The organism is Mesorhizobium humile, assembly GCF_033977215.1.
Taxonomy (GTDB): domain Bacteria; phylum Pseudomonadota; class Alphaproteobacteria; order Rhizobiales; family Rhizobiaceae; genus Mesorhizobium; species Mesorhizobium humile.
Window position 1 is genome coordinate 37,608 of the sequence record NZ_JAVIIV010000014.1, and the last position, 21,746, is coordinate 59,353.

General features: G+C 61.5%; 24 protein-coding genes and 2 pseudogenes. 21 read left to right on the forward strand and 5 right to left on the reverse strand.

The features are described 5' to 3' along the window. Positions 1-41 precede the first annotated feature (41 nt). From RFM52_RS20530 to RFM52_RS20615, 18 genes are all read left to right on the forward strand, one after another. Complete coding sequence (locus RFM52_RS20530; RefSeq protein ID WP_320255938.1) at positions 42-1,490, forward strand: sigma-54 dependent transcriptional regulator; 1,449 nt, start codon at positions 42-44, stop codon at positions 1,488-1,490. Between the two features lie 9 nt (positions 1,491-1,499). Beyond that, positions 1,500-1,772, forward strand: coding sequence for a hypothetical protein (locus RFM52_RS20535; RefSeq protein ID WP_320297836.1), 273 nt, complete (start codon positions 1,500-1,502; stop codon positions 1,770-1,772). 155 nt (positions 1,773-1,927) lie between these two features. After that, the gene (locus RFM52_RS20540; RefSeq protein ID WP_320297837.1) at positions 1,928-2,890 is read left to right on the forward strand and encodes an NADH-quinone oxidoreductase subunit B family protein; all 963 of its coding nucleotides are present in this window, start codon (positions 1,928-1,930) and stop codon (positions 2,888-2,890) included. 132 nt (positions 2,891-3,022) lie between these two features. Beyond that, positions 3,023-4,531 (forward strand): nickel-dependent hydrogenase large subunit, encoded by a 1,509-nt coding sequence (locus RFM52_RS20545; RefSeq protein WP_320297838.1) that lies wholly within the window; start codon positions 3,023-3,025, stop codon positions 4,529-4,531. An 82-nt stretch (positions 4,532-4,613) separates the two neighbouring features. Then, entirely contained in the window at positions 4,614-5,279 is a 666-nt protein-coding gene (locus RFM52_RS20550; RefSeq protein ID WP_320297839.1) for a hypothetical protein, read from the forward strand. A gap of 13 nt (positions 5,280-5,292) precedes the next feature. Next, entirely contained in the window at positions 5,293-5,769 is a 477-nt protein-coding gene (locus tag RFM52_RS20555) for a hydrogenase maturation protease (protein WP_320297840.1), read from the forward strand. Beyond that, positions 5,766-6,083: a hypothetical protein gene (locus RFM52_RS20560; protein ID WP_320297841.1), complete on the forward strand. Its 318-nt coding sequence runs from the start codon at positions 5,766-5,768 to the stop codon at positions 6,081-6,083. Before RFM52_RS20555 ends, RFM52_RS20560 begins: the two co-directional genes overlap by 4 nt. Before the next feature lie 102 nt (positions 6,084-6,185). Further along, the gene (locus tag RFM52_RS20565; RefSeq protein ID WP_320297842.1) at positions 6,186-7,208 is read left to right on the forward strand and encodes a hypothetical protein; all 1,023 of its coding nucleotides are present in this window, start codon (positions 6,186-6,188) and stop codon (positions 7,206-7,208) included. Positions 7,209-7,237: 29 nt separating this feature from the next. Continuing rightward, complete coding sequence (locus tag RFM52_RS20570; RefSeq protein WP_320297843.1) at positions 7,238-7,441, forward strand: hypothetical protein; 204 nt, start codon at positions 7,238-7,240, stop codon at positions 7,439-7,441. An 18-nt stretch (positions 7,442-7,459) separates the two neighbouring features. Beyond that, on the forward strand, positions 7,460-7,675 hold the full coding sequence (locus tag RFM52_RS20575) for a hypothetical protein (RefSeq protein WP_320255946.1): 216 nt from the start codon (positions 7,460-7,462) through the stop codon (positions 7,673-7,675). A 13-nt stretch (positions 7,676-7,688) separates the two neighbouring features. Then, positions 7,689-8,558 (forward strand): NifU family protein, encoded by an 870-nt coding sequence (locus RFM52_RS20580; protein WP_320297844.1) that lies wholly within the window; start codon positions 7,689-7,691, stop codon positions 8,556-8,558. An 89-nt stretch (positions 8,559-8,647) separates the two neighbouring features. After that, positions 8,648-9,745: an NHL repeat-containing protein gene (locus RFM52_RS20585; RefSeq protein WP_320297845.1), complete on the forward strand. Its 1,098-nt coding sequence runs from the start codon at positions 8,648-8,650 to the stop codon at positions 9,743-9,745. Further along, a complete protein-coding gene (hypF, locus tag RFM52_RS20590) occupies positions 9,742-12,198 on the forward strand; it encodes a carbamoyltransferase HypF (RefSeq protein ID WP_320297846.1) in 2,457 nt (818 codons plus the stop codon). Before RFM52_RS20585 ends, hypF begins: the two co-directional genes overlap by 4 nt. Next, positions 12,168-12,449, forward strand: a complete 282-nt coding sequence (locus RFM52_RS20595; protein WP_320217095.1) for a HypC/HybG/HupF family hydrogenase formation chaperone — start codon at positions 12,168-12,170, stop codon at positions 12,447-12,449. The genes hypF and RFM52_RS20595 overlap by 31 nt, the downstream gene beginning before the upstream one ends. A gap of 11 nt (positions 12,450-12,460) precedes the next feature. After that, positions 12,461-13,153 carry a D-sedoheptulose-7-phosphate isomerase gene (locus RFM52_RS20600; RefSeq protein WP_320297847.1) on the forward strand — a complete coding sequence of 231 codons (693 nt, stop codon included), beginning with the start codon at positions 12,461-12,463 and terminating at the stop codon, positions 13,151-13,153. After that, complete coding sequence (hypD, locus tag RFM52_RS20605) at positions 13,150-14,298, forward strand: hydrogenase formation protein HypD (RefSeq protein ID WP_320297848.1); 1,149 nt, start codon at positions 13,150-13,152, stop codon at positions 14,296-14,298. Before RFM52_RS20600 ends, hypD begins: the two co-directional genes overlap by 4 nt. Next, a complete protein-coding gene (hypE, locus tag RFM52_RS20610; RefSeq protein ID WP_320297849.1) occupies positions 14,295-15,359 on the forward strand; it encodes a hydrogenase expression/formation protein HypE in 1,065 nt (354 codons plus the stop codon). Before hypD ends, hypE begins: the two co-directional genes overlap by 4 nt. A gap of 6 nt (positions 15,360-15,365) precedes the next feature. After that, complete coding sequence (locus RFM52_RS20615) at positions 15,366-15,704, forward strand: hydrogenase maturation nickel metallochaperone HypA/HybF (RefSeq protein WP_320255952.1); 339 nt, start codon at positions 15,366-15,368, stop codon at positions 15,702-15,704. 50 nt (positions 15,705-15,754) lie between these two features. Here the strand turns inward: RFM52_RS20615 and RFM52_RS32820 are convergent, their stop codons facing one another. Then, positions 15,755-16,066, reverse strand: a complete 312-nt coding sequence (locus RFM52_RS32820) for a hypothetical protein (RefSeq protein WP_430694937.1) — start codon at positions 16,064-16,066, stop codon at positions 15,755-15,757. Here RFM52_RS32820 and hypB point away from each other — a divergent pair, their 5' ends adjacent. The 3 genes and pseudogenes from hypB (at position 16,067) to RFM52_RS20630 (ending at position 18,576) form a co-directional block, all read left to right on the forward strand. Further along, the gene (hypB, locus tag RFM52_RS20620; RefSeq protein ID WP_407046053.1) at positions 16,067-16,741 is read left to right on the forward strand and encodes a hydrogenase nickel incorporation protein HypB; all 675 of its coding nucleotides are present in this window, start codon (positions 16,067-16,069) and stop codon (positions 16,739-16,741) included. A gap of 80 nt (positions 16,742-16,821) precedes the next feature. Then, positions 16,822-17,873, forward strand: a pseudogene (locus RFM52_RS20625) (HoxN/HupN/NixA family nickel/cobalt transporter). A gap of 412 nt (positions 17,874-18,285) precedes the next feature. Beyond that, positions 18,286-18,576, forward strand: a complete 291-nt coding sequence (locus RFM52_RS20630; protein ID WP_320297851.1) for a hypothetical protein — start codon at positions 18,286-18,288, stop codon at positions 18,574-18,576. A gap of 302 nt (positions 18,577-18,878) precedes the next feature. Here RFM52_RS20630 and RFM52_RS20635 read toward each other — a convergent pair. The 4 genes and pseudogenes from RFM52_RS20635 to queC form a co-directional block, all read right to left on the reverse strand. Beyond that, positions 18,879-19,379 (reverse strand): annotated as a pseudogene (locus RFM52_RS20635) (transposase family protein); the annotation flags it as partial. Positions 19,380-19,478: 99 nt separating this feature from the next. Next, the gene (gene queE / locus RFM52_RS20640; protein ID WP_320255956.1) at positions 19,479-20,213 is read right to left on the reverse strand and encodes a 7-carboxy-7-deazaguanine synthase QueE; all 735 of its coding nucleotides are present in this window, start codon (positions 20,211-20,213) and stop codon (positions 19,479-19,481) included. Next, positions 20,210-20,566: a 6-carboxytetrahydropterin synthase QueD gene (gene queD, locus RFM52_RS20645; protein ID WP_041003134.1), complete on the reverse strand. Its 357-nt coding sequence runs from the start codon at positions 20,564-20,566 to the stop codon at positions 20,210-20,212. The genes queE and queD overlap by 4 nt, the downstream gene beginning before the upstream one ends. Beyond that, positions 20,566-21,264 (reverse strand): 7-cyano-7-deazaguanine synthase QueC, encoded by a 699-nt coding sequence (queC, locus tag RFM52_RS20650; RefSeq protein ID WP_320255957.1) that lies wholly within the window; start codon positions 21,262-21,264, stop codon positions 20,566-20,568. Before queC ends, queD begins: the two co-directional genes overlap by 1 nt. Between the last annotated feature and the right edge of the window lie 482 nt (positions 21,265-21,746).

Below are 21,746 nucleotides of genomic sequence, written 5' to 3' on the forward strand. Positions count from 1 at the left end.
GCAAGCTGCTAATCAAGTAGACATTTTGGAAACATGGTTTCATGGACCATTCCGGTACAGTCGTCATTGTAGCTCGTCCAGGCAGCGATTGGGCGGAAAGCCTTGAGGTGCTGTCGGAACGGTACGCCTATCGGGTGCTGCCGGTTGGCAGTCCGGCCGAGGCACTGACAACAATGAGCAGCATCCATGTCGATCTGGCGGTCGCGGAGGATCGCCAGGATGAGACTGTGGGTCTTGATTTCCTCACTAGGCTGCGCGTGTCTCACCCGGACATCATGCGAGTCTACGTGACACCGGCGCCCTCGTCGCTGTCTTACCAAGCGCTTTCCAAGGCAGCGATTTATCAGTTCCTTCTGACACCTCTCGACCCGGCGCAGCTCGGTCTGGCCGTTGAGCGGGCCTTGGAAGCGCGTGAACTTCATCGCCGCCACCGTATTCTGTCTCGGGAATTCAAGATTTCGGGGGCCCTGATGTTCGGGGATCGCCGTGACCCCGTGTTGAGGCCGGAAAGCCACCAGTTCGAAAAACTCGTCTATGCAAGCGAAAAAATGGCGGAGATGTGCGATCTTGCGCGGCAGGCGGCGGCGACCGAACTGCCCATCCTCATCCAGGGCGAGACTGGTACTGGCAAGGAGCTGCTCGCGCGAGCCATCCACTATAACTCACCTAGGCGGGCAAGCCCGCTCCTTGTCCAGAACTGCGGGGGCATGCCCGACGAATTGCTCCAGTCGGAACTGTTCGGCCACAAGCGCGGCGCGTTCACCGGGGCGATTTCGGACCGCCTCGGCCTGTTTCGGGCGGCCGATGCAGGAACGGTCTTCCTAGATGAGATCTCCGATGTGTCGCCATCCTTTCAGGTCAGCCTGCTGCGCTTTCTCCAAGAAGGCGAGGTCAAGCCGCTGGGTGCAGACAAGGTCATCCACTGCAACGTTCGCATTATCGCCGCATCAAATAAGCGGCTGCAGGACCTCGTCGCGCAGGGCAAGTTCCGCCAGGACCTTTACTTCCGGCTGAAGGGCTTCGAGTTCGAGGTGCCGCCGCTGCGCGATCGTCCAGAAGATATCGGGCCGCTGGCGGAGTTTTTTGCCGCCAAGCATGCCGATGGAATGGGCCGCAAGGTTCTTGGTATCACCGCCAACACACTCGAGAAGCTGGCCCTGTGCAGCTTTCCCGGCAACGTGCGCGAACTGGAAAACGAAATCCGCCGCATGGTCGCGCTAACCAAGGATGGTGAATACATCACCACCCGCAACATGGCGCCATCGCTGCTCGCGACCGCCTCTGCCCGCAAGCAGGGCGACGGCTTAAGGGGCTTCGTTCCCGAAGGTACTACGCTTAAGGACCAGGTCGAGAGTCTCGAAAAGCAGATCGTTGGGCGCGCGCTTATACGAAACCACTGGAACCAAAGCCGCACTGCGACCGAGCTCGGTTTGTCGCGCGTGGGGCTTGCCAACAAGATCAAGCGCTACAGTCTCAATGAAAACGGTTGAGAGGCATCCATGAGCACCGATGAAGCGCAAGATCAGGGCACGACCGTCCTGCGATTTCCGCAGTCGCGCGTGTTGCCGTCCGGGCATGCCGAACCGACGCGGTATCTGGGACTGGGCGCAATGGCCAAAGTGATCGGCGCCCCGAACATCAGACCACAGGCCATTGGTGCAGCCGCTGCAGAGGTATCTGGTACGGCTATCTTCTGGAGGTCACCTGCCCAGAATGCGGCAACCGTGACGGCTGAGCGGCCGACAAACGGCCACAAACGAACACATCGGTGAACCAGAATGTTGCACCGCAACACGCGGTGTGATTCCTTAACGCACTGAGTTACAAGGATTTTCTCAGCGCATTCTGACCTGGCATGTTGCTTGCGATTCCTCTTTCGTAGACGCGCTGCACCTAGCGGTCAGCGGCGTAGCGGAGGAGGAAATTCATGGCCAATCTTCTATGGCTCCAGGGCGGAGCCTGCTCGGGCAATACGATGTCGTTCCTCAATGCAGAGGAGCCAAGTGCCTGTGATCTCGTCACCGATTTCGGCATCAACGTGCTCTGGCATCCGTCGCTGGGACTGGAGCTCGGAGATAATCTCAAGAAGCTTCTCAACGCGCTGACCTCCGGTCAGATGCCCCTCGACATCTTCGTCTTCGAAGGTACGATCGTGAACGCTCCCAACGGCACTGGTGAATGGAACCGTTTCGCCGGGCGCGCGATGCGCGACTGGGTAAGCGACCTTTGCAAAGTGGCCAATTTCGTCGTCGCTGTGGGCGACTGTGCGACCTGGGGCGGCATACCGGCAACGGCGCCGAACCCTTCCGAAAGCCAGGGCCTTCAATTCCTGAAGCGCAGCCAAGGCGGTTTCCTTGGCAAGGATTACAAGTCGAAGGCCGGTCTGCCGGTGATCAATATCCCAGGCTGCCCCGCTCATCCAGACTGGATCACGCAAATTGTCGTTGCGGTCGCGACCGGGCGCGCGGGCGATCTAAGCCTGGACGAGTTCCAGCGGCCGAAAACTTTCTTCACCTCCTTCACCCAGACCGGCTGCACCCGCAACATGCATTTCGCCTACAAGGTGTCGGCCACCGAGTTCGGCCAGCGCAAGGGCTGCCTCTTTTATAACCTGGGCTGCCGTGGCCCGATGACCCATTCGCCGTGCAATCGCGTGCTGTGGAACCGGCAATCCTCCAAGACCCGCGCCGGCATGCCTTGCATGGGCTGCACCGAGCCGGAATTCCCGTTCTTCGATTTCGCACCGGGCACCGTCTTCAAGACGCAGACGGTTATGGGCGTGCCCAAGGACATGCCCTCCGGCGTCGACAAGACCGGCTACATCAAGTTGACCGCCGCCGCCAAAGCCGCTTCGCCGCGCTGGGCCGAAGAAGACATCTTCGTCGTCTAACGCGCGCCTTCCCGAACCCGATCGACCAAGGTCAAAGACATCATGTCCGCTGCAGTTCAAACGCTTGATATATCGCCCGTCGGCCGCGTCGAGGGCGATCTCGACGTGCGAGTCGACATCCAAAATGGCGTCGTGGTCAACGCCTGGACGCAAGCCGAGCTCTTCCGCGGCTTTGAGGTGATCCTGCGCGACAAGGATCCGCAGGCGGGGCTCGTTGTTACCCCGCGCGCCTGCGGCATCTGCGGTGCCTCCCACCTCACCTGCGCGGCCTGGGCGCTCGACACTGCCTGGAAGGCCGAGGTGCCGCGCAATGCAATCCTTGCTCGCAACCTGGGACAGATCGTGGAAAGCCTGCAGAGCCTGCCCAGGCATCACTACGGGCTTTTTATGATCGACTACACGCACAAGAACTACTCCCACTCGAAATACTATGAGGAAGCCGTCAAGCGGTGGTCGCCGTTCACGGGGACCACCTACGAGCTCGGTGTGACCATCGCCGGTCGCCCGGTCGAAATCTACGCCCTGCTCGGCGGGCAGTGGCCGCATTCGAGCTATATGGTGCCAGGCGGCGTCATGTGCGCGCCGACGCTGACCGATGTGACCCGGGCCTGGTCGGTCCTGGAGCATTTCCGCCGCAACTGGATGGAGCCGGTCTGGCTCGGCTGCTCCTTCGAGCGCTATGAGCAGATCCAGTCCTACGATGACTTCATGGCCTGGCTGGATGAGCGGCCAGAACATGCCAATTCGGATCTTGGCATGTTCTGGCGCATGAGCCTCGATGTCGGCGTCGACAAATACGGCCAAGGACACGGTGAGTACGTCTCTTGGGGCTATCTGCCCCATGAGGACAGGTACAACCGTCCCACGATCGAGGGCCGCAACTCCGCGGTCCTTATGAAGAGCGGCGTCTATGACGGCGCGAGCGACACGCACAAGCTGATGGACCAGGTCTATACGCGCGAAGATCTCAGGCATGCCTGGTATGACGAGCCGGGCGGCATGCATCCGTTCGAGCGCGTGACCAAGCCAGTCGGCAAGAACCCGGTCGATTATGACAACAAGTATTCGTGGTCGGTTGCCGTTCGCCACGACAAGAACGGACGGCTCGAGGCAGGTCCGTTGGCTCGTCAGTTGATCGCCGGCGGCACGCATGGCGAAAGCTGGCAGCACTATGATCCGCTGGTGCTGGACATGTATAGGAAACTTGGGGGCGCGAGCGTGATGTTGCGCCACTTCGCGCGCATGCATGAAGGGGTCAAGCTATATCGGCAAGCCGAACACGCACTGAGGGAGTTCCGGTTGAATGATCCCTGGTACGTCAAACCGACCGAAAAGGACGGCAAAGGGTGGGGTGCGACAGAAGCCATTCGCGGGGCGCTTTGCCATTGGATCGAGGTGCAGGGCGGCAAGATCAAGAATTATCAGATCATTGCGCCCACGACATGGAACGTGGGGCCGCGCTCCGATGGCGGCGAACTCGGCCCGATCGAACAGGCGCTGATTGGAACGCCAATTGCGGATATGAACGACCCTGTGGAGGTCGGACATGTCTGTCGCTCGTATGATTCTTGCCTTGTGTGCACCGTGCACGCTCACGACGCCAATACTGGCGAGGAGCTTGCCCGTTTCCGCACGGCATAGATATCTGCCGGTTCTACGACGCTGCCCGATCGTCTGCACCAGCTGGCGATCGGCCCGCTCTCCAAATGTCGGGACGGCGCCGATGAACAATGAGCAACAGCATGCCCTGCTGCGCAAGATGGCGCAGCTCATGAAGTCGGGCCTCGAGACGCAGACCGAACCCTTTCCAGAGACCGAAAAGGAGTTCGCAGCGATTCTTGACGAGTTGCGCAAGCTCGACGCGAACGATGTCGAGGCCAAGATGGTCATCAGCGGCTTTGTCGATCATCCTTATGGGCCTGACAGGCAACGCTGCATGGAGTGCATGTACTATCTCGTCCACCGAGAATGGTGCGACTTGCCGGAGTTGGCAGTTCCGGGGACGCGGACTGGTGGTGCCGGCTCTGGCGCATCTGACGCGCCCTTGCGCAGGCGCGCCTTGGAGGCTGCTATGACGACCATTGACGATCGCCAGCTGCGTGAAATCATTGAGACGCTTCTGACGAGATCGCCGGAGACGGAAGCATTTCCACGAGCCGACAGCCATGACGATGTGCTCGTCGTCATTGGCCGGGTGCGGACGGCCGGAAACGATCTTTCGGCAAAGCTCGTGATTGCGGGCTTCACCTTGCAGACGGTCGAGCACCAGGAAATAGAGCAGGCGTGTGAGAGCTGCATGTATTATCTGGTGCATCGCAGGTTCTGTGAGCTTCCCGAACTCGACCTGCCGGTCGAGCCGGAGTGGTCGTGCCGGCTTTGGCGGATATGACGGGCAGGGCAGCATGATCGCGGTCGTCGGCTGCGGCAATCTCAACAGGCAAGACGACGGTGCCGGGCCAGAGGTGATCCGTGTGCTGCGGGCAGCAGGGCTGGAAGGACCGGACGTCAAGCTGCTGGATGCTGGGACAGATGGCATGGCGGTCATGTTCGCCGCCCGCGGCTGCAGGTCCTTGATCCTGATTGATGCAGCCCGCAGCGGCGTCGAAGCGGGCGCGATCTACGAGGCGCCGGGACACGAACTGGCGCGACCCTATTATCCAGGACTCAATCTGCACGATTTCCGCTGGGATGCAGCCCTCCATGCCGGCCGGCACATCTTCGGCGCAGCCTTCCCGGACGACGTCACCGTATTCCTGATCGAGGCCGGGCAGCTGGATTTGGGGCTCGGTCTCAGTGTGCCTGTAGCCAAGGCGACCTTGGTGGTGGCCCAGCGCATTGGGGAAATCGTGGCGGACCGCCTTGCGGCCGGACAGCAATGAACGATGCAACTTTAACCGTGCGCGTGACCCGCGGCGGCTTGCATCTGTCGGGCGAGGCCTATGAGCGGCATTTCTCTGGGATCAGCGGCATTGTGCTGATGCGACGTGAGGCCGACCTGCTCATCCTGCCGGCGCTGCTGGCGCAGGCTGGAGGGTATCTGCTCAAGCGTAAGAACCTGGCGGGCGACCGGGTGGCGCACGCTCCCGACTTCTTCCGGGCGAACGGGATCGCGGATGATGACGAGCGCGAGCTTCAAGTGGTGTGGGACAGCTCTCAGGCCGGCTTCATCGGGCGGGGCGCATTTGCAAACTAAGTTTGCACATCGTAATTTAAGTAGACAACCCTCAAAAAGCTGGTAGCATCGGCCGCAACAGCCGCAACAGAAGCTGCAACCAAGCAGCATGGGAGGATAAAGGTGAGGCAATCTCGTGTGGACGAGGAAGTGCGCGCCGCATTGGCGGCTGCCGACGACCCTTCCGCCTCGCCCCAGGATCGCGCCGAGATGCTCATGGAGATCGCCATGGGGCTCCAGCAGCTTCCAGAATCGCCCGACCAGATCGAAGCCGCGATTGATCTCTACGAACGAGCCGGCGCTATTTGTCCGAGCGACGAATATCTGCTGAGCACCCGAATTGCCGCTCGCCGGGCGACCGCGCTTCTGGCTCTGCCGAACGGCGGTGGCGATGCTCTCGAGAGAGCCCGAACCGAGCTGGAAAAAGCGACCCGCCACTTTGCCGATCTTGACCGACCGGAAGAGCTCGCCGAAGCGGAGATGAATCTTGGCCTGGCCATCCACAATCTCGCCGGCCTGAACAGGGCGCGCATCACCGATGCCATCTCGGCCTACCAGCGGGCGTTGCGCACCTTTGACCGTGTGAGATTCCCGAAGGAATTCGCCATCCTGCAAAACAATCTGGCGACTGCCTTCCTGTCCATGCCCTTCACCGACAGTCGCGCGAAAATGCGTGAGGCGCTCGCCGTGCAGGCGTTCGAGGAAGGGCTGAAGATCGTCAATCTGATCGACCATCCCACCGAATACGCGATGCTTCAGAATAACCTCGGCAACGCACTGCAATATGCCTCGTCCAGCCATGTCGCGGAAAACAATCTGCGCGCGCTCGAAGCCTATGACGAGGCTCTCAAGGTGCGCACCCGCGCGGCCATGCCGCTGGAATACGCCAACACCATCGCCAACAAGGCGAACTGTCTGTGGAACCTTCCCGACGATCCGGCTGATCCGGGCAACGGCAATCGCGCAAACCTGACGGCCGCGCGCGAATATTACCGCGAATGCCGCGAGATATTCATGCGTTCCGGCGAGGCCGACAAGGCGCGCATCGTGGCGGAGGCTTGCGAACAGATCGACCGGGAGCTGCTTTCGGCGCCGGCCGCGAAATCCGACGGATTGTCCGGGTCCGTCCAACCCCATCTCAATTGAGCCACAACAAGGAGCGCGAGGTGACATTAGTGGAACTGACTGCAGGCGTAGCAGCGCTGGCGCTGCTGATTGGCATCGTGACATCGGGCATAGGCGGCGCCATCGGCGGCATGGCAACCGGCGGCAAGGCGATCGGCAACCAGCTGGCCGCGATGATGGGAAGCTTCTACGGCCCGGTCGGCGGCGTTGCTGGCATTGTCGTGGGCCTGATCCTTTTGGCGCTGATCGGCTGAGGTGCAAGCATGTGGGAAATGGCGAAAAGCTCGATCATCCTGTTCCTCAAGGGCAAGCTCTTTGCGGAGCCTGCCAAGGTCTACAGACAAGCCGCGATAGGTGCCCTGACGACGGCCGCTCTGCTCGTGATCCTGGCCAAGCTCGGGGTCCCGGTCATAGCCGCCGCGGCGGTGGCCGGCCTCGTAGGCGGCGCGGTGCAGCCGTATCTCTTCAAGGACCTTCGGTACCGGTAGGAAATATGGGCAGATGAACGCCGTCGATCTCGTTCCGACCCAACGCGATACGCTCGCCGGATACACCGGGGACATCGAGCGGCTGGAGGCGCTGTTTGCTTCCTGGGACGAGACGCAGCGCGCTGCCGCGGAAGCCTACCGGCGCGCCATAGAAGACCTTCAGGGCGAGGCATTCCGGCGACTGATCCGTGCTCTGAAAGCTGATCCGGCAGCGCTCCAGGCGATGAAGACGGCGGCCGCTGACGAGATCGTTTATGCCGTGCTGCGACACCACAACATCCTCAAGCCGAGCTTGAGCGAACGTGTCGAGGCAGCGCTCGACGGTGTGCGCTCGACGCTTGCTTCCCACGGAGGCGACGTCGAGCTCGTGTCGGTGCGTCCGCCATCCATCGAGGTGCGCTTCACCGGGGCCTGTGACGGGTATCCTGCCTCGGCCTTGACGTTCCATGCCGGCGTCAAAAAGGCGGTGGAGGCCGCCTGCCCGGAAATCACCGACATCCTCCAGGTCAAGGGATCAGGCGCCGGCGCCAACGACAGCGTGCGTTTTGTCAGTCCCTTCGCGCTCGGTGCGGTGGACGGCTGGCATCTGGTCTGTCGGCTCGACGAGATTCCGCAGGGCGGCATGCTCCGCCAGGTGGTCGGCGGCGAAAACGTGATTTTGTCTCGGCAGGGGGCGGTCGTCTCCTGCTTCCAGAATGCCTGCGCTCATCTCGGCCTGGAAATTGACGGCGGCGCGGTCGAGGACGGCATCGTGACCTGCCCGTGGCATGGCTTCCGCTATGATCTTGCCACCGGCGAATGCCTCACTGCTCCCGAGGTGCAGCTCCAGCCGCATATGGTCAAGGTGATCGGCAACCGCGTCGAGGTGAGGCTCGCCAGATGACGCGCGTCTCGCTCGCATCCGCTTTCCGGCCGGCTTGCCCGGTCCCCTTACCGGCCGCGCCGCTGCTCGATCCCGCCGGCGCAAGCATCGTGCTCGGCCACCATGTCGCTGCGAACGGCCTGCCGGTGCCGGTCGCGCCGGGTCCCTCGACATTGTTCGGGCCGCGCGGCGTCTGCTTTGCGCCGGGCGGCGCTTTCCTTGTGGCCGACACCGGTCATCATCGGCTGCTCGGTTGGCGCCAGCTCCCGCAAGCCGACAACACGCCGGCAGACTTTGTCATCGGCCAGCCGGACTTCTTCGCGGAAGGCCGCAACGCTGGAGACAAGCCCGGACCCGCGACTTTGAACATGCCGACCGGCATTGCCAGTGACGGTCACGTCCTGGCCGTGGCGGACGCGTGGAACCATCGCATCCTGATCTGGACGTCGCTGCCCGAGCACTCCAACCAGCCGGCGGAGCTGGTGCTCGGGCAGAAAGACTTCGGCTGCGGACTCGCCAATCGCGGCGGCGCCCTGGCGGGCCCCGATACGCTCAACTGGTGCTATGGCGTGACGATTGCGGACGGACGCCTTTTCGTGGCCGATACCGGCAACCGGCGCGTTCTGGTCTGGAACGCCTTGCCCGAGGCAAACGGCCAGCCGGCGGATTTGGTGTTCGGTCAGCCGGACATGTTCGCACGCGACGACAACGCCGGATCCGGCGCAAGTGCTTCCGGCATGCGCTGGCCGCATACGGTCGCGGTAAGCGGCGGCAGGATTTTTGTGACCGATGCTGGAAACAGCCGCATCATGGCCTGGAACGGCATGCCCAATGCAGACGGCGCGCCGGCGAGCTTCATTCTCGGCCAGAAGAACTTTGAGGCTATCGATCATAATCGCGCCGCGTACGACCCGAGCGAGCGGGCTTTGCAGATGCCCTATGGCATCGCCGTTCGCGAAGGCACATTGATTTGCGCCGATACCGCAAATTCGCGCATTGTGGGTTTCCCGCTCGCTGGCCTCGATATGGACGCTCCGGCAACCATGCTGGCAGGGCAGAACGGATTCGGCCTCAAGGGCGACAATCGCTGGAAGGCGGCCACCCGCGATAGCCTCTGCTGGCCATTCGCGATCGCGGTGCATGAGAACCTGGTCGCAGTAGCCGACACCGGGAACAACCGGGTGTTGCTTTGGGAGGCGGCGCCATGACGGCCCTCCCCGCCCGGCAGGCCGCGGACCGGCACGAAAGCGTGCAGATCCGCGTACGCGGACGCGTGCAGGGGGTCGGCTTTCGTCCGGCGGTGTGGCGTTTCGCGCAAGAGGCTCTACTCGACGGTGAAGTGCTGAACGACGGTGAAGGGGTTTTGATCCGGGTGCGCGGGCCGCGCGACGATATTGCTCGTCTTGTCGAGCGGTTGCGGTGCGAGCCGCCACCGCTGGCGGCCATCGAGGCGATCGAGGTGGCGCCTTTCGTCGGCTGGCTGGACGAAGGCTTCAGGATCATCGCAAGCACGACCGGCGAAGCTTGCACGGAAATCTCGCCGGACGCGGGCATTTGCGCCGCTTGCGCGGCCGAGGTGCTCGACCCCTTCGCGCGGCGCTACCGATATCCCTTTACCAACTGCACCCATTGCGGCCCTCGCCTGACGATTGTCAAAGGCGTGCCCTACGACCGTGCCTCAACCACGATGGCGCCGTTTCCATTTTGCGCCGATTGCGCCGCTGAATATGCCGACCCGGCTGACCGGCGCTTTCACGCCGAACCGATCGCATGTCACGCCTGCGGACCGAAGGCGAGGCTGATCCGCTTCGACGGACGCGCGGTGAGTTACGAGCAGCACTCCATGCTCGACGACGTCGATGCCGCGATGAGCCTTATGCAGAAAGGCGAGATCGTCGCCATCAAGGCGCTCGGTGGGTACCAGCTGGCCTGCGACGCTACGCGCGCCGATGCCGTGGACCGGCTAAGGCAATTGAAGCGGCGCGAGCGCAAGCCCTTCGCTCTGATGGCGCGCGACATGGACGTGATCCGCAAATACTGCGCCGTCTCGCCTGGGGAAGAACAGGCGCTGCGCTCCGCCGCCGCCCCGATCGTGCTGCTTGCTGCTTCGGCGCCGCTGCGTCTGCCCGAAAGTATCGCGCCGGGCATGGCGACCTACGGCTTCATGCTGCCGTCGACGCCTCTGCACGTGCTGTTGTTCCGCCGCATGACGCGTCCAGTGGTGATGACCAGCGGCAATCTTTCCGAAGAACCGCAGGTGACCGATGATGCCGAAGCGGCGTCAAAACTGGGCGCAATCTTGTCTTTCGCGCTGATCCACGACCGCGAGATCGCCAACCGCGTTGACGATAGCGTTGTGCGTCTGGCCGCTGGTAAGGTGCGGATGCTTCGCCGCGCGCGTGGTTATGCGCCGGCCTCGATTCGCCTGCCGCGCGGTTTCGAGTCCGCACCGCAGATCCTTGCCTTCGGCCCGCAGATGAAGGCAACATTCTGCATAGTCAAGGACGGCCGCGCGGTGCTCTCGCAGCACCAGGGCGATCTGGAGGACGCGGCCACCTTCGACGACTACAGCAAGAACCTCTCACTCTTCCCCGATCTGTTCGATCATCGGCCAGATGCGCTGGCCTGCGACAGGCACCCCGAATATGTCTCGAGCAAGCTAGCCCGACAGCGCGCGCATTCACAAGCCCTTCCGCTTTTCGAGGTGCAGCATCACCATGCGCACATCGCCGCTTGCCTGGCCGAAAACGACCGGCCGTTGGATGCACCCGCGGTGCTCGGCATCGCGCTCGACGGCCTCGGTTTGGGAGCTGCCGGCGAAATCTGGGGCGGTGAGTTCATGCTTGCCGACTATCGCGATTTCGACAGGCTCGGCACGTTCAAACCCGTGGCGATGCCTGGCGGCGCGCAGGCCTCGCGCGAACCCTGGCGCAATCTTTACGCCCACCTCATGGCCGAGATGAGCTGGGCCCAGCTTGCGATGAATTTCAGCGAGCTTGAAGTCTTCCAATTGCTTGCCGGCAAGCCGCGCGCCACGCTCGATGCCATGATCAAGGGTGGCGTCAATTCCGCCCCGGCATCTTCATGCGGCCGGCTCTTCGACGCCGTCGCGGCCGCGCTTGGCATCTGTTTTGAGCGCCAGGCCTATGAAGGCGAGGCCGCGATGCGGCTGGAGGCGATCGTTTGTCCAAAAGCCATGGCCGTAGAGTGCGACGAACTCGCCTATCCTCTCACTATCCCCAATCTGAAGGACAGCGGCCTGCCCTATATCGAGCCGCTCGCGATGTGGAACGCGCTGCTTGGGGATCTGATCTTGCAGACACCCGCGGGCGTGATGGCGGCACGCTTTCACAAGGGATTGGCCAAAACACTCGCGGCGATGACGCTGAAACTTTCGCGCCGCGACGACGAGCAGGGTCCGCGCTTTGACATCGTCGTCCTTTCAGGGGGGTGCTTCCATAACCGCATCCTGCTTGAGGAGACCCTGCGCCGGCTTGAGGAGATGGATTTCAAAGTCCTCACCCACGCCGAGGTGCCCGCCGGCGATGGTGGCGTCGCGCTCGGCCAGGCGGCAATCGCTGCCGCGCATTCTATGGTCGCCGGGAAAATCCGGCCAGAAGGAGGAAGCCCATGTGCCTCGGTATTCCGGGACGGATCATAAGGATCGACGATGCCGGGCGTAAGCTTGCAATCGTCGACGTGAGCGGCGTCCGGCGCCAGATCAACATCGCCTGCATCGTCGACGCCGAGCACCCCGTGGAGAGCTGCGTCGGCGACTGGGTGCTTGTCCATGTCGGCTTTGCGATGAGCCGTATCGATGAGAACGAGGCGGCTGAGACGTTGAAGATCCTCACAGAACTTGGCGAGGCGCAGGCAGAAATTGAGGCAATGCGTCAATCCGCCCTTCACTAGGGAGATCAGCTATGTCGAATGAAGGCACATTAAGCGGGCTCTATCCGTTTCTTCATGGCAAGACACAGGATCCCGCCAAGCTGCAGACGGCCCTGCTGCATTCGGTGGCCGAAAAGGCACGCGATTCGCGCGAAACGAATGAGGCATTCTTCGGCGGTCAGGCAGAGATTCTTGTGGCCGCCGCGCGCACGCTGGCCGACGTCTACTCCAGCGGTGGCCAGCTCTTTTCGATGGGCAATGGCGGCTCAAGTTGTGATGCAAGCCATGTCGCGGTGGAGTTCGTTCATCCGGTCACGGCGGGCCGGCCGGCGCTGGCCGCGACCAATCTTGTCGCCGACCTTGCCATGATCTCGGCCGTCGGTAACGATCTCGGCTTCGACCATGTCTTCGTGCGCCAGCTCGTCGCGCATGCGCGCAAGGGCGATGCCCTGATCGGCATCTCGACCAGCGGCAATTCCCAAAACCTCATTGCCGCCTTCGTGAAGGCCAAGGAGATGGGCGTTGCCACGATCGGACTCGCGGGCGGCGACGGCGGCAAGATGAAGTCTTCCGGCGCCGTCGACCATTGTCTGATCGTGCCGTCGACCTCGATCCACCGCATCCAGGAGTGCCACGTCGCGGCGTACCACATCATGTGGGACCTCGTGCACACGCTGCTCGCCGACGATCGTGGCTCTTCGGCCAGGAAGGAAAAAGTCCAATGAAATTTGCCGACGAATTCCGCGATCGCGACAAGGCCGCAACGCTTGTGCGTGAGATCGAGAAGTTGTGCGACCAGATTGAGGTGACGAAGCAGAGACCGCTCAACATCATGGAAGTCTGCGGCGGGCATACGCACTCGATCTTTCGATACGGATCGGAGGGCATGCTGCCGCCGGGAATTGAACTCGTCCACGGGCCGGGCTGCCCGGTTTGCGTGCTGCCGATGGGACGGGTCGATGACTGCGTTGCCATCGCCGAACAGCCAGGTGTCATCTTCACGACCTTCGGGGATGCCATGCGCGTGCCTGGTTCGCGCAAGAGCCTGATGCAGGCCAAGGCCGACGGCGCCGACGTGCGCATGGTGTACTCGCCGATGGACGCGCTGGCGCTGGCGCGCAAGAACCCCGACCGCGAGGTGGTGTTCTTCGGCCTCGGCTTCGAGACCACCATGCCCTCCACTGCGCTTACCGTGCTGCAGGCGGAAGCCGATGGCATCGAGAACTTCTCGGTTTTCTGCAACCACATAACCATCGTGCCGACGATCAAAGCGATCTTGGACAGCCCTGATCTCCATCTCGATGGCTTCCTCGGGCCCGGGCATGTTTCGATGGTGATTGGCACAGCCCCTTACGAGTTCATCGCCAATTTCTACCGGCGTCCCATGGTTGTCGCCGGCTTCGAACCGCTCGACGTGCTGCAGTCGATCTGGATGATCTTAAAGCAGATCAAGGAGGGCCGCGCCGAGATCGAGAACCAGTACACGCGCATCGTGCCCGAAGCAGGAAACGATCCTGCGCTGGCGGCCGTGGCAAAGGTTTATGAGCTGCGGGAGTTCTTCGAATGGCGCGGGCTGGGCTCCATCGACCATTCCGGGGTCAGGGTGCGCGATGAATATGCGCGCTTTGACGCCGAGCGCAAGTTCGCCATTCCCAACATCAAGATCGCCGACCCGAAATCATGCCAGTGCGGCGAGGTTCTGAAAGGTGTGCTCAAACCCTGGCAGTGCAAGGTATTCTGCACGCTCTGCACGCCCGAAACGCCCCTTGGTGCGCTGATGGTTTCGCCGGAGGGTGCCTGCGCGGCCTATTACCAATATGGCGGTGTGAAGCGGCAGGAACGGCCCGAAACGGTGCCGGCTGCGCCATGAATGTCATGTCTCCCCCTCCCCGCAAGCTCGGCCGTATCCACGTGCCCGCAGTGACGCTTGCTCATGGCGGTGGCGGCAAGGCGATGAAGGACTTGATTGACGACGTCTTCGTCACCGCCTTTGCCTCTGCCGAACCGCAAGCGCTTGAAGACCAGGCGCGCATCGACCTTGCCGCGCTGGCTGCCCAGGGCGACAGGCTTGCCTTCACGACTGACTCGTTCGTCGTTGATCCGCTGTTCTTTCCCGGCGGCGACATCGGCAAGCTGGCGGTCTTCGGCACTGTCAACGACCTTGCCGTCGGCGGCGCCAAGCCGCTTTACCTGTCCTGCGCCGTCGTCATCGAGGAAGGCATGAAGATCGACGAGCTGCGTCGCATCGCCCAGTCGATGGCGGCCGCAGCGCGGCGGGCGGGCGTCGCGATCGTTACCGGGGACACGAAAGTCGTGCAGCGCGGCGCCTGCGACAAACTGTTCATCACCACGACGGGCGTGGGTGTGATTCCGGCAAGCATCGATCTTGCAATCGGCGCCATCAGGCCGGGCGACGGCATATTGGTCAACGGGCTTCTCGGCGACCACGGCGCAGCGATCCTGGCGGCGCGCGGCGATCTTGCTCTGGAAACGGAGATCGAGAGCGATTGCGCGCCGCTGCACGGGCTGATCGATACGATTTTGGAAGCGGCTCCCGGAACGCGCACCATCCGAGATGCGACACGCGGCGGGATCGCCACTGTGCTCAACGAAATGGCCGAGGCATCGGGCGTGGCGATCGAAATCGAGGAAGCCGCGACGCCGCTACGTGAAGAGGTCCGCGGCTTTTGCGAGATCCTTGGTCTCGACCCACTTTATCTCGCCAATGAAGGTAAGATCGTCATCGCGGTTCCACCAGCCGAGATCGACGCGGCGCTGGCAGCGATGCGCGAGCACCCGCACGGCGCGTGCGCCATGCTCATCGGGCATGCTTATGCCGGGGAAGCCGGTCGCGTGACGATGAAGACGACTTTCGGCGGCAAGCGCATCGTCGACATGCTGGTTGGCGAACAATTGCCGCGGATTTGTTGAGGAACCATGCACGAACTCGGCATCACCCGAAACATCGTTTCGATTGTCGAGGAGGCGGCGAAGGGCCGCCGTGTCAGACGCGTTACGCTCGATGTCGGGCGTCTTGCCGGGGTTATGCCGGATGCACTGTCCTTCTGCTTCGATGTCGTCTCGAAGGGGACGGCGCTTGAAGGCGCCTTGCTCGAGATCAGAGAGATCACCGGCCGCTGCCGCTGTCGCGGCTGCGGCGCCGAATTCGAAACCTCGACGCTGTACCAGGCATGTGGCTGCGGCTCGCGATTGCTCGAGCGCCTGGCCGGCGAGGAACTGAAGATCAGGGAAATGGAACTGGAGGAGGCTGCCTGATGTGCGCGACCTGCGGATGCGGATCAAACTCCGACGCCAGGATGCTGAATTTACAGACGGGCCTTGTCCGGCCGTTGGGAGATCGCGAGCACCCTGAACACCATCACGATGATCATCAGCATGATCATGGCCATTTGCATTCCCACGGCCATGGCGAGGGGCATGCGCACGACCATGAGCACGGATATCATCACCACGACCACGATCATGGCCACCCCCACGGACATGATCATCCGCACAGCCATGACCATTCCCATCACCATGAGGGTGATTGCCAGCATCATCATGATCACGATCATGATGACCATCAGCACCATCATGCGGATGGGCGCCGGACGACGGTCGTCGAGCTTGAGGCCCACTTGCTTGCCAAGAACGACAAGCTCGCCATGCGCAACCGAGGCTGGTTCGAGGGGCGGGAAATCCTGGCATTGAACATCGTCAGCTCGCCTGGTGCCGGCAAGACGACGTTGCTGGAACGGACAATTCAGGACCTCAAGGACGAAATCCCGATCTTCGTTATCGAAGGCGATCAGGCCACCGCTAACGACGGCGAACGCATTCGCGCCGCGGGGGCAGCGGCGGTTCAGGTCAACACTGGAACGGGATGCCACCTCGAGGCTGACATGGTCGCGCAGGCTCTCGAGGAGCTGAGACCACCCAGCGGTGCGATGGTGCTCATCGAAAATGTCGGCAATCTCGTCTGCCCCGCGCTGTTCGATCTGGGCGAGCATGCAAAGGTCATCGTTCTGTCGGTAACCGAGGGACAGGACAAGCCACTCAAATATCCGAACATGTTCCAGGCCGCCAACCTCATGATCGTCAGCAAGACCGATCTTTTGCCCTATGTCGATTTTGATATGGATGTCGCACTGGCCAATGCACGTGCAGTCAACCCAGCAATCGAGGCGATAGCTCTGTCGGTGCGCAACGGCGAAGGCGTCGACCAGTGGTACGGCTGGCTACGCAGCCATCGGCGATCCCTTGGCCATTCCTCTTCGATTGCGCCGCAAAGGTCCGCTGCACACAAAAGCTAGGCAAAAAGCCAAAAAAAGATGACGCAGGTGAGTGGTCATCCTTGGCCGAGGCTGCGCGCTACGCGAGTGGGGACTAAATCATGATCGCCAGCCTGTTCGACGACCGGCCCGACCATCTGCGCTCCAAGGCGGTGCTCACTTGCGTTTTTCTGATCGCGGCCAACATTGCCGCGTGGGCATGGGCCTGGTTTGCCTTTTCCCATCACCCTGCCCTGCTCGGCACGGCCTTGCTCGGTTATACGTTTGGGCTGAGGCATGCTTTCGACGCCGACCACATCGCTGCGATCGACAATGTGGTCCTGCATGAGCTTGCGAGAAGACGGCCCCCTTCTCGGCTGGTCTGTTCTTTTCGCTAGGCCATTCCACGATCGTCGTACTGGCATCCTTGGCGATCGCCGGCACGGCCGCAGCACTTCAGGGCCGGCTGGAAAGGTTTCACGATCTAGGCGGCATGATTGGAACCTGCATCTCGGCCCTGTTCCTGCTCGCCATTGGCATCGCGAACCTCTTCATCCTAAAAGGCATCTGGCAGGCCTTTTCGAAGGCTCAACGCGGTGAACCCATGGTCGAGGAGGATCTGGAGGCGCTGCTGGCCGGACGCGGCTTCTTCGCCCGCATTTTCCGGCCAATGTTTCGTGTCGTCACACGCTCCTGGCATATGTACCCGGTCGGCTTTCTGTTCGGGCTCGGCTTCGACACCGCAACCGAAATCGGCCTGCTTGGCATTTCGGCGGCGCAGGCAGCAGCCGGTACGTCGTTCTGGACGATATTGGTCTTTCCGGCTCTGTTCACCGCCGGCATGTCGCTCTTGGACACGATCGACAGCGTGCTGATGACCCGCGCTTACGGCTGGGCATTTGTCAATCCGATACGCAAACTCTGGTACAACATGACGATTACGGCCGCATCCGTGGTGATCGCCATCTTCATCGGCGGTATCGAGACGCTTGGACTGATTGCCGACAGGCTGAGCTTACAAGGGAGGGTGTGGAATGTCGTTGGCAACGTCAATGGCGACCTGACCATCTTCGGCTACATTGTTGCCGGAATATTTGTCCTCAGCTGGTTGATCTCGACCCTTGTCTACAAGCTCAATGGCTACGACAGAGCGGAAGCGATGACTTCTCCGTGACTGGCGAAAAAACTACGCCCAATCGCTCTCCGACCAAAGCCGCGCAACCGAATCCGCGTCGGCGCGCCCCCGCTTAGGCTCGCATGGCGCTTCGCTTCGATCTTCTCTGCGCAATCTCTTCGTCTCGCCACCGCTCAAAGCGCTCCGCTCGGTTTCAAATCGGAATAGCCGTCCGCATCACCGGAACACGCAAACAGTTCTTGTTCCGACCCCTTAAGCGAAGTCTCAGCGCAGGAATCGGGCGGTTTCAAGCTGAATGAGGGATAGACTTGGCCATTCTCCATTTGCCCCGCGTAGGCATCTCAATGACAGGTCACAAGTGCACGCTTCCAATCCCAGCCGAACTCCCCAGCCCGCTCAGTTGCAGGAAAAAGCTATCGAGCGACGTCGACGTGAGAGCGAACGCCTGGCCATGCTGGAACAGTTCATTGAGGAAAGAAAGCGTGCTGCCGACCTAAGGAACTGGATCGATACCTATGCTGTCAATGCAGGGCAGGACAGTGAAACCGAACTGACGCGCATGTGTGAGTGGGCAAGAGCTGGATTGCGAGAATACGAGCCATTGCTTTCTCCGACGCGGCTCTCGACAATGCTGCGCGACCGTGAGCTGTTCCCCGCAGTCGATCCTCTCCTTGAGAGAGCTGGCGAGGCTCCGCCCGAAGACAGCTTCAGCAGTCGTCCAGGGCCGAAAAATCACTCGTGAAGGCCGAATGTCCTCTAACATTGAATCCACTGGCTTCCTGAGCGGTAGCTCGCTTGACTGCCCGATCAAGCGGTATCCGAGAGGTCGACCCCTCTTCCCGTAGCCGCGTGCTCACGTTGTCGCTTGGCAGCTAATCGGGGTCTTCCTCAATTTGTGTGGTGATCGAGGACATGGATCGGCAGCATCCTTGCCCTGAGGAGTTCGGCACCGGCTCGGCCGTACATGGCGCGCTTGAGGGTCTTGAGGCGGTTGATCTGCCCTTCAGTCTGGCCGTTGCTCCAAGGGGAACTCGATTGCGTTTCTGACGGCATCGACCGCCAGCTCCAGTCGTCAATACCGACAATCCGGGAAGAGACCGGCCTGTTGCGTACCGCATGACGCTTGAGGTGCCGCAGGATCGCGTCGCTGACTGGCATGCCCAGACGGTTCATCAGACGTTCTGCAGCACGCCCGCCGGCGCTATGGCCGAGCAGACCGACAATCTCCGCGACCCTCCTTGTTCGGCGCGCGTAAGGGTAAGCGATCGTCGGCAGCCGGTCGGCGAACGTTTGTCGTCGACATTTCTGATGCGTACACCGCCAGCGACTCAGCCGAAGCTTCACCGTCACGGTTTTGCCTTGCACCGGGGGATCCTGAAGGCTGCGGTTGAACCAGCCATGCCGATTTCGGGTCCGCCGTCCGCAATCGGGGCAGAGGCCGAACGCTGGTCCAGCAGCGGAAACAACCCAACTGTCATCATCAGTGAGCGCGACACCGAGAATTTTGACCCCTGGGCCGGGCGACCATTTCGTTTTCGTTCGCATGCCCGCCCATAGCGGCACCATCTCTAACGGCGAATGAACCACACAAATTGAGGAAGACCCCTATGGGATGCCGAAGGCTGTCGCCCCGGCGAGTGCTGCCTAGACGCCTCGTTTGTTACCCCAGAGCATAACGTGCAGCTGTGGTAACACGCGGGCTTCGAACCACCTGTCGCGTGTTACGCTATCAACCAGCCACTCCATGCGTTTCATTATTCCATCAACGTCGACAGGCGCGTCTTCATTTCCGGGGTGTGGCGGCGTGTGATTGCCGGGTTGCAGATAGACTGGAAGTCGCGGAAATCTTGCGGCGGCCTCTTTGGCAAACGCATAGTCATTTTCGTCGAAAACAACGAGCTTCAGCACGACTTGCGGCTTGTCCTGCGCCGCCTGGAAGCATGCCTCGATAGTGGCCCAATCGGTCCTCATCTCGCTTGACGGCGGCTTTGGGCTGAGGACCAGCACGTCAAGTTCGGCGAACCATTCCCTGACCACGGAACCTTGGGTTTCCAGCGCAAATCGGTAGCCCTCATCATGGCCTCGCTTGATGAGAGCACCGAAAGGCTGGATAGCCGGATTGCCGCCTGATAGCGAAACCATCAACGGGCGGCCGCCGGAAAGCGCGACCACGTTTTGCCACACCGCGTCGGAGGACATTATCTCCCATTCATGCCGGAATTGCCTGTCCACCGCATGCAGACTGTCGCACCAGGAACAGCGATAATCACACCCGCCGGTTCTGACGAAGACCGTCGGCAGACCGATGAGCACGCCCTCGCCCTGGATCGTCGGCCCGAAAATCTCACTCACGCGGATTGCGGGATGCGTATCGGTCATGGCCGGCATTCGGCCCATGTTTTCGGCGTTTCGCTAACCCGCACGGCCGTGGTTTCGGGCAAGCGTGCCTTGCACCATTCATAAAAGTGTCTGGCCAGACATTCCGCGGTAACCTTTTCATGTCCCAGCACGTCATTGAGATGTCGGTGGTCGAATTTATCGTCGATATAACGTTTGAGCGGTGCCAAATCGTGATAGTCGCGGACAAAGCCGTGCTCGTTCAGTTCCTTGCCCGATAGCTCCACTTCGACGATGTAGTTATGCCCGTGCAGGCGCGCGCACTGGTGGTCAGGCGGCAAGGACGTGAGTTGATGGGAGGCCGAAAAGTGGAATTCCTTGGTGATGCGGAACATTAGACGCTCCTCCTGCGCAACGCGTCGAGCCAGAAGTCGGCGTCCTCGTAGTCGGTGGGATCTGGGTGCCCACAGAGATGAAACGCCTCGCGCCGTTCGACGCAGGTCCCGCACCGTCCACAGTGACGCTTGCCGCCCTTGTAGCAGGACCAGGTCTGCGCAAATGGCGTGCCGTGTCGGGCTCCATCCTCAACTATGTCCGCCTTCGTGAGATTCACATAAGGCGTATAGAGGCGAATATTCGCGTAGCCTTCGAGCGCGCGGTCTTGCATCATCTGGAAGGCGTCGATGAAGGCTGGCCGGCAGTCCGGATAGATGAAGTGATCGCCACCATGCACGGCCGTCGCCACCGCTTCGGACTTGCGCGCGGCAGCGAAGCCGAAGGCGATGGCCAACATGATGGCGTTCCGGTTGGGCACCACCGTGACCTTCATCATGTCTTCGGCGTAGTGCCCATCGGGTACCTCCACATTGTCGGTCAGCGCGGAGCCGGAAAGGCCGCGGCCGATTTCGCGGATGTCGATGATGCGGTGCGGGACGTTCAGACGCTCCGCGCAAAGGCCGGCGAAGTCCAATTCCTTGCTGTGCCTTTGGCCGTAATCGAAGGATAGGAGGCCGGCGAGTTCGTGCTCCGCTGCCACCTTGTGAGCAAGGGAGATGGAGTCCAATCCGCCGGAGCAGACGACGAGAGTCTTCATCGTTGGGGGTTCCTGTTTTGACCGGGTAGGCTGCGACCGGAGATTTCTCTGCTCTCCCAGTACCCCAGGGAGCCTCGTTTGTGAACTGAGGACGAGTTTGATGCGCTGACGTGCCGCTGTGCTGAAGCGGGCTGAGCCTGCAAGAAACACGAACCTGATAGACGGCCCACTTCACTGCATGTCCAAGATCCAGGCATAACAGACTCTGAAAGAGGCCCGGACCTTCAGAAACAAGGTTCTCGACGCTTCGATCAAGCGCCAAGTGGCCGAGCTTCGAGGACTGAAGGAACCGGGTTTGTTAATGCGCATCGAGCGGAAGCCCAACGTCATTAACAGCCCGCGCCTTCAGCTTCAGGATTGGCTCGAATCGGAGCACGCCGTCAGTCAGTGGCCGACCGGCAACCCAAACCAAACGATCGGTCTTGGGCCGACATCTGTGAACAAGCCGTGTGCGTCGTTGCAATCACCCTGTGTTGCGCGCA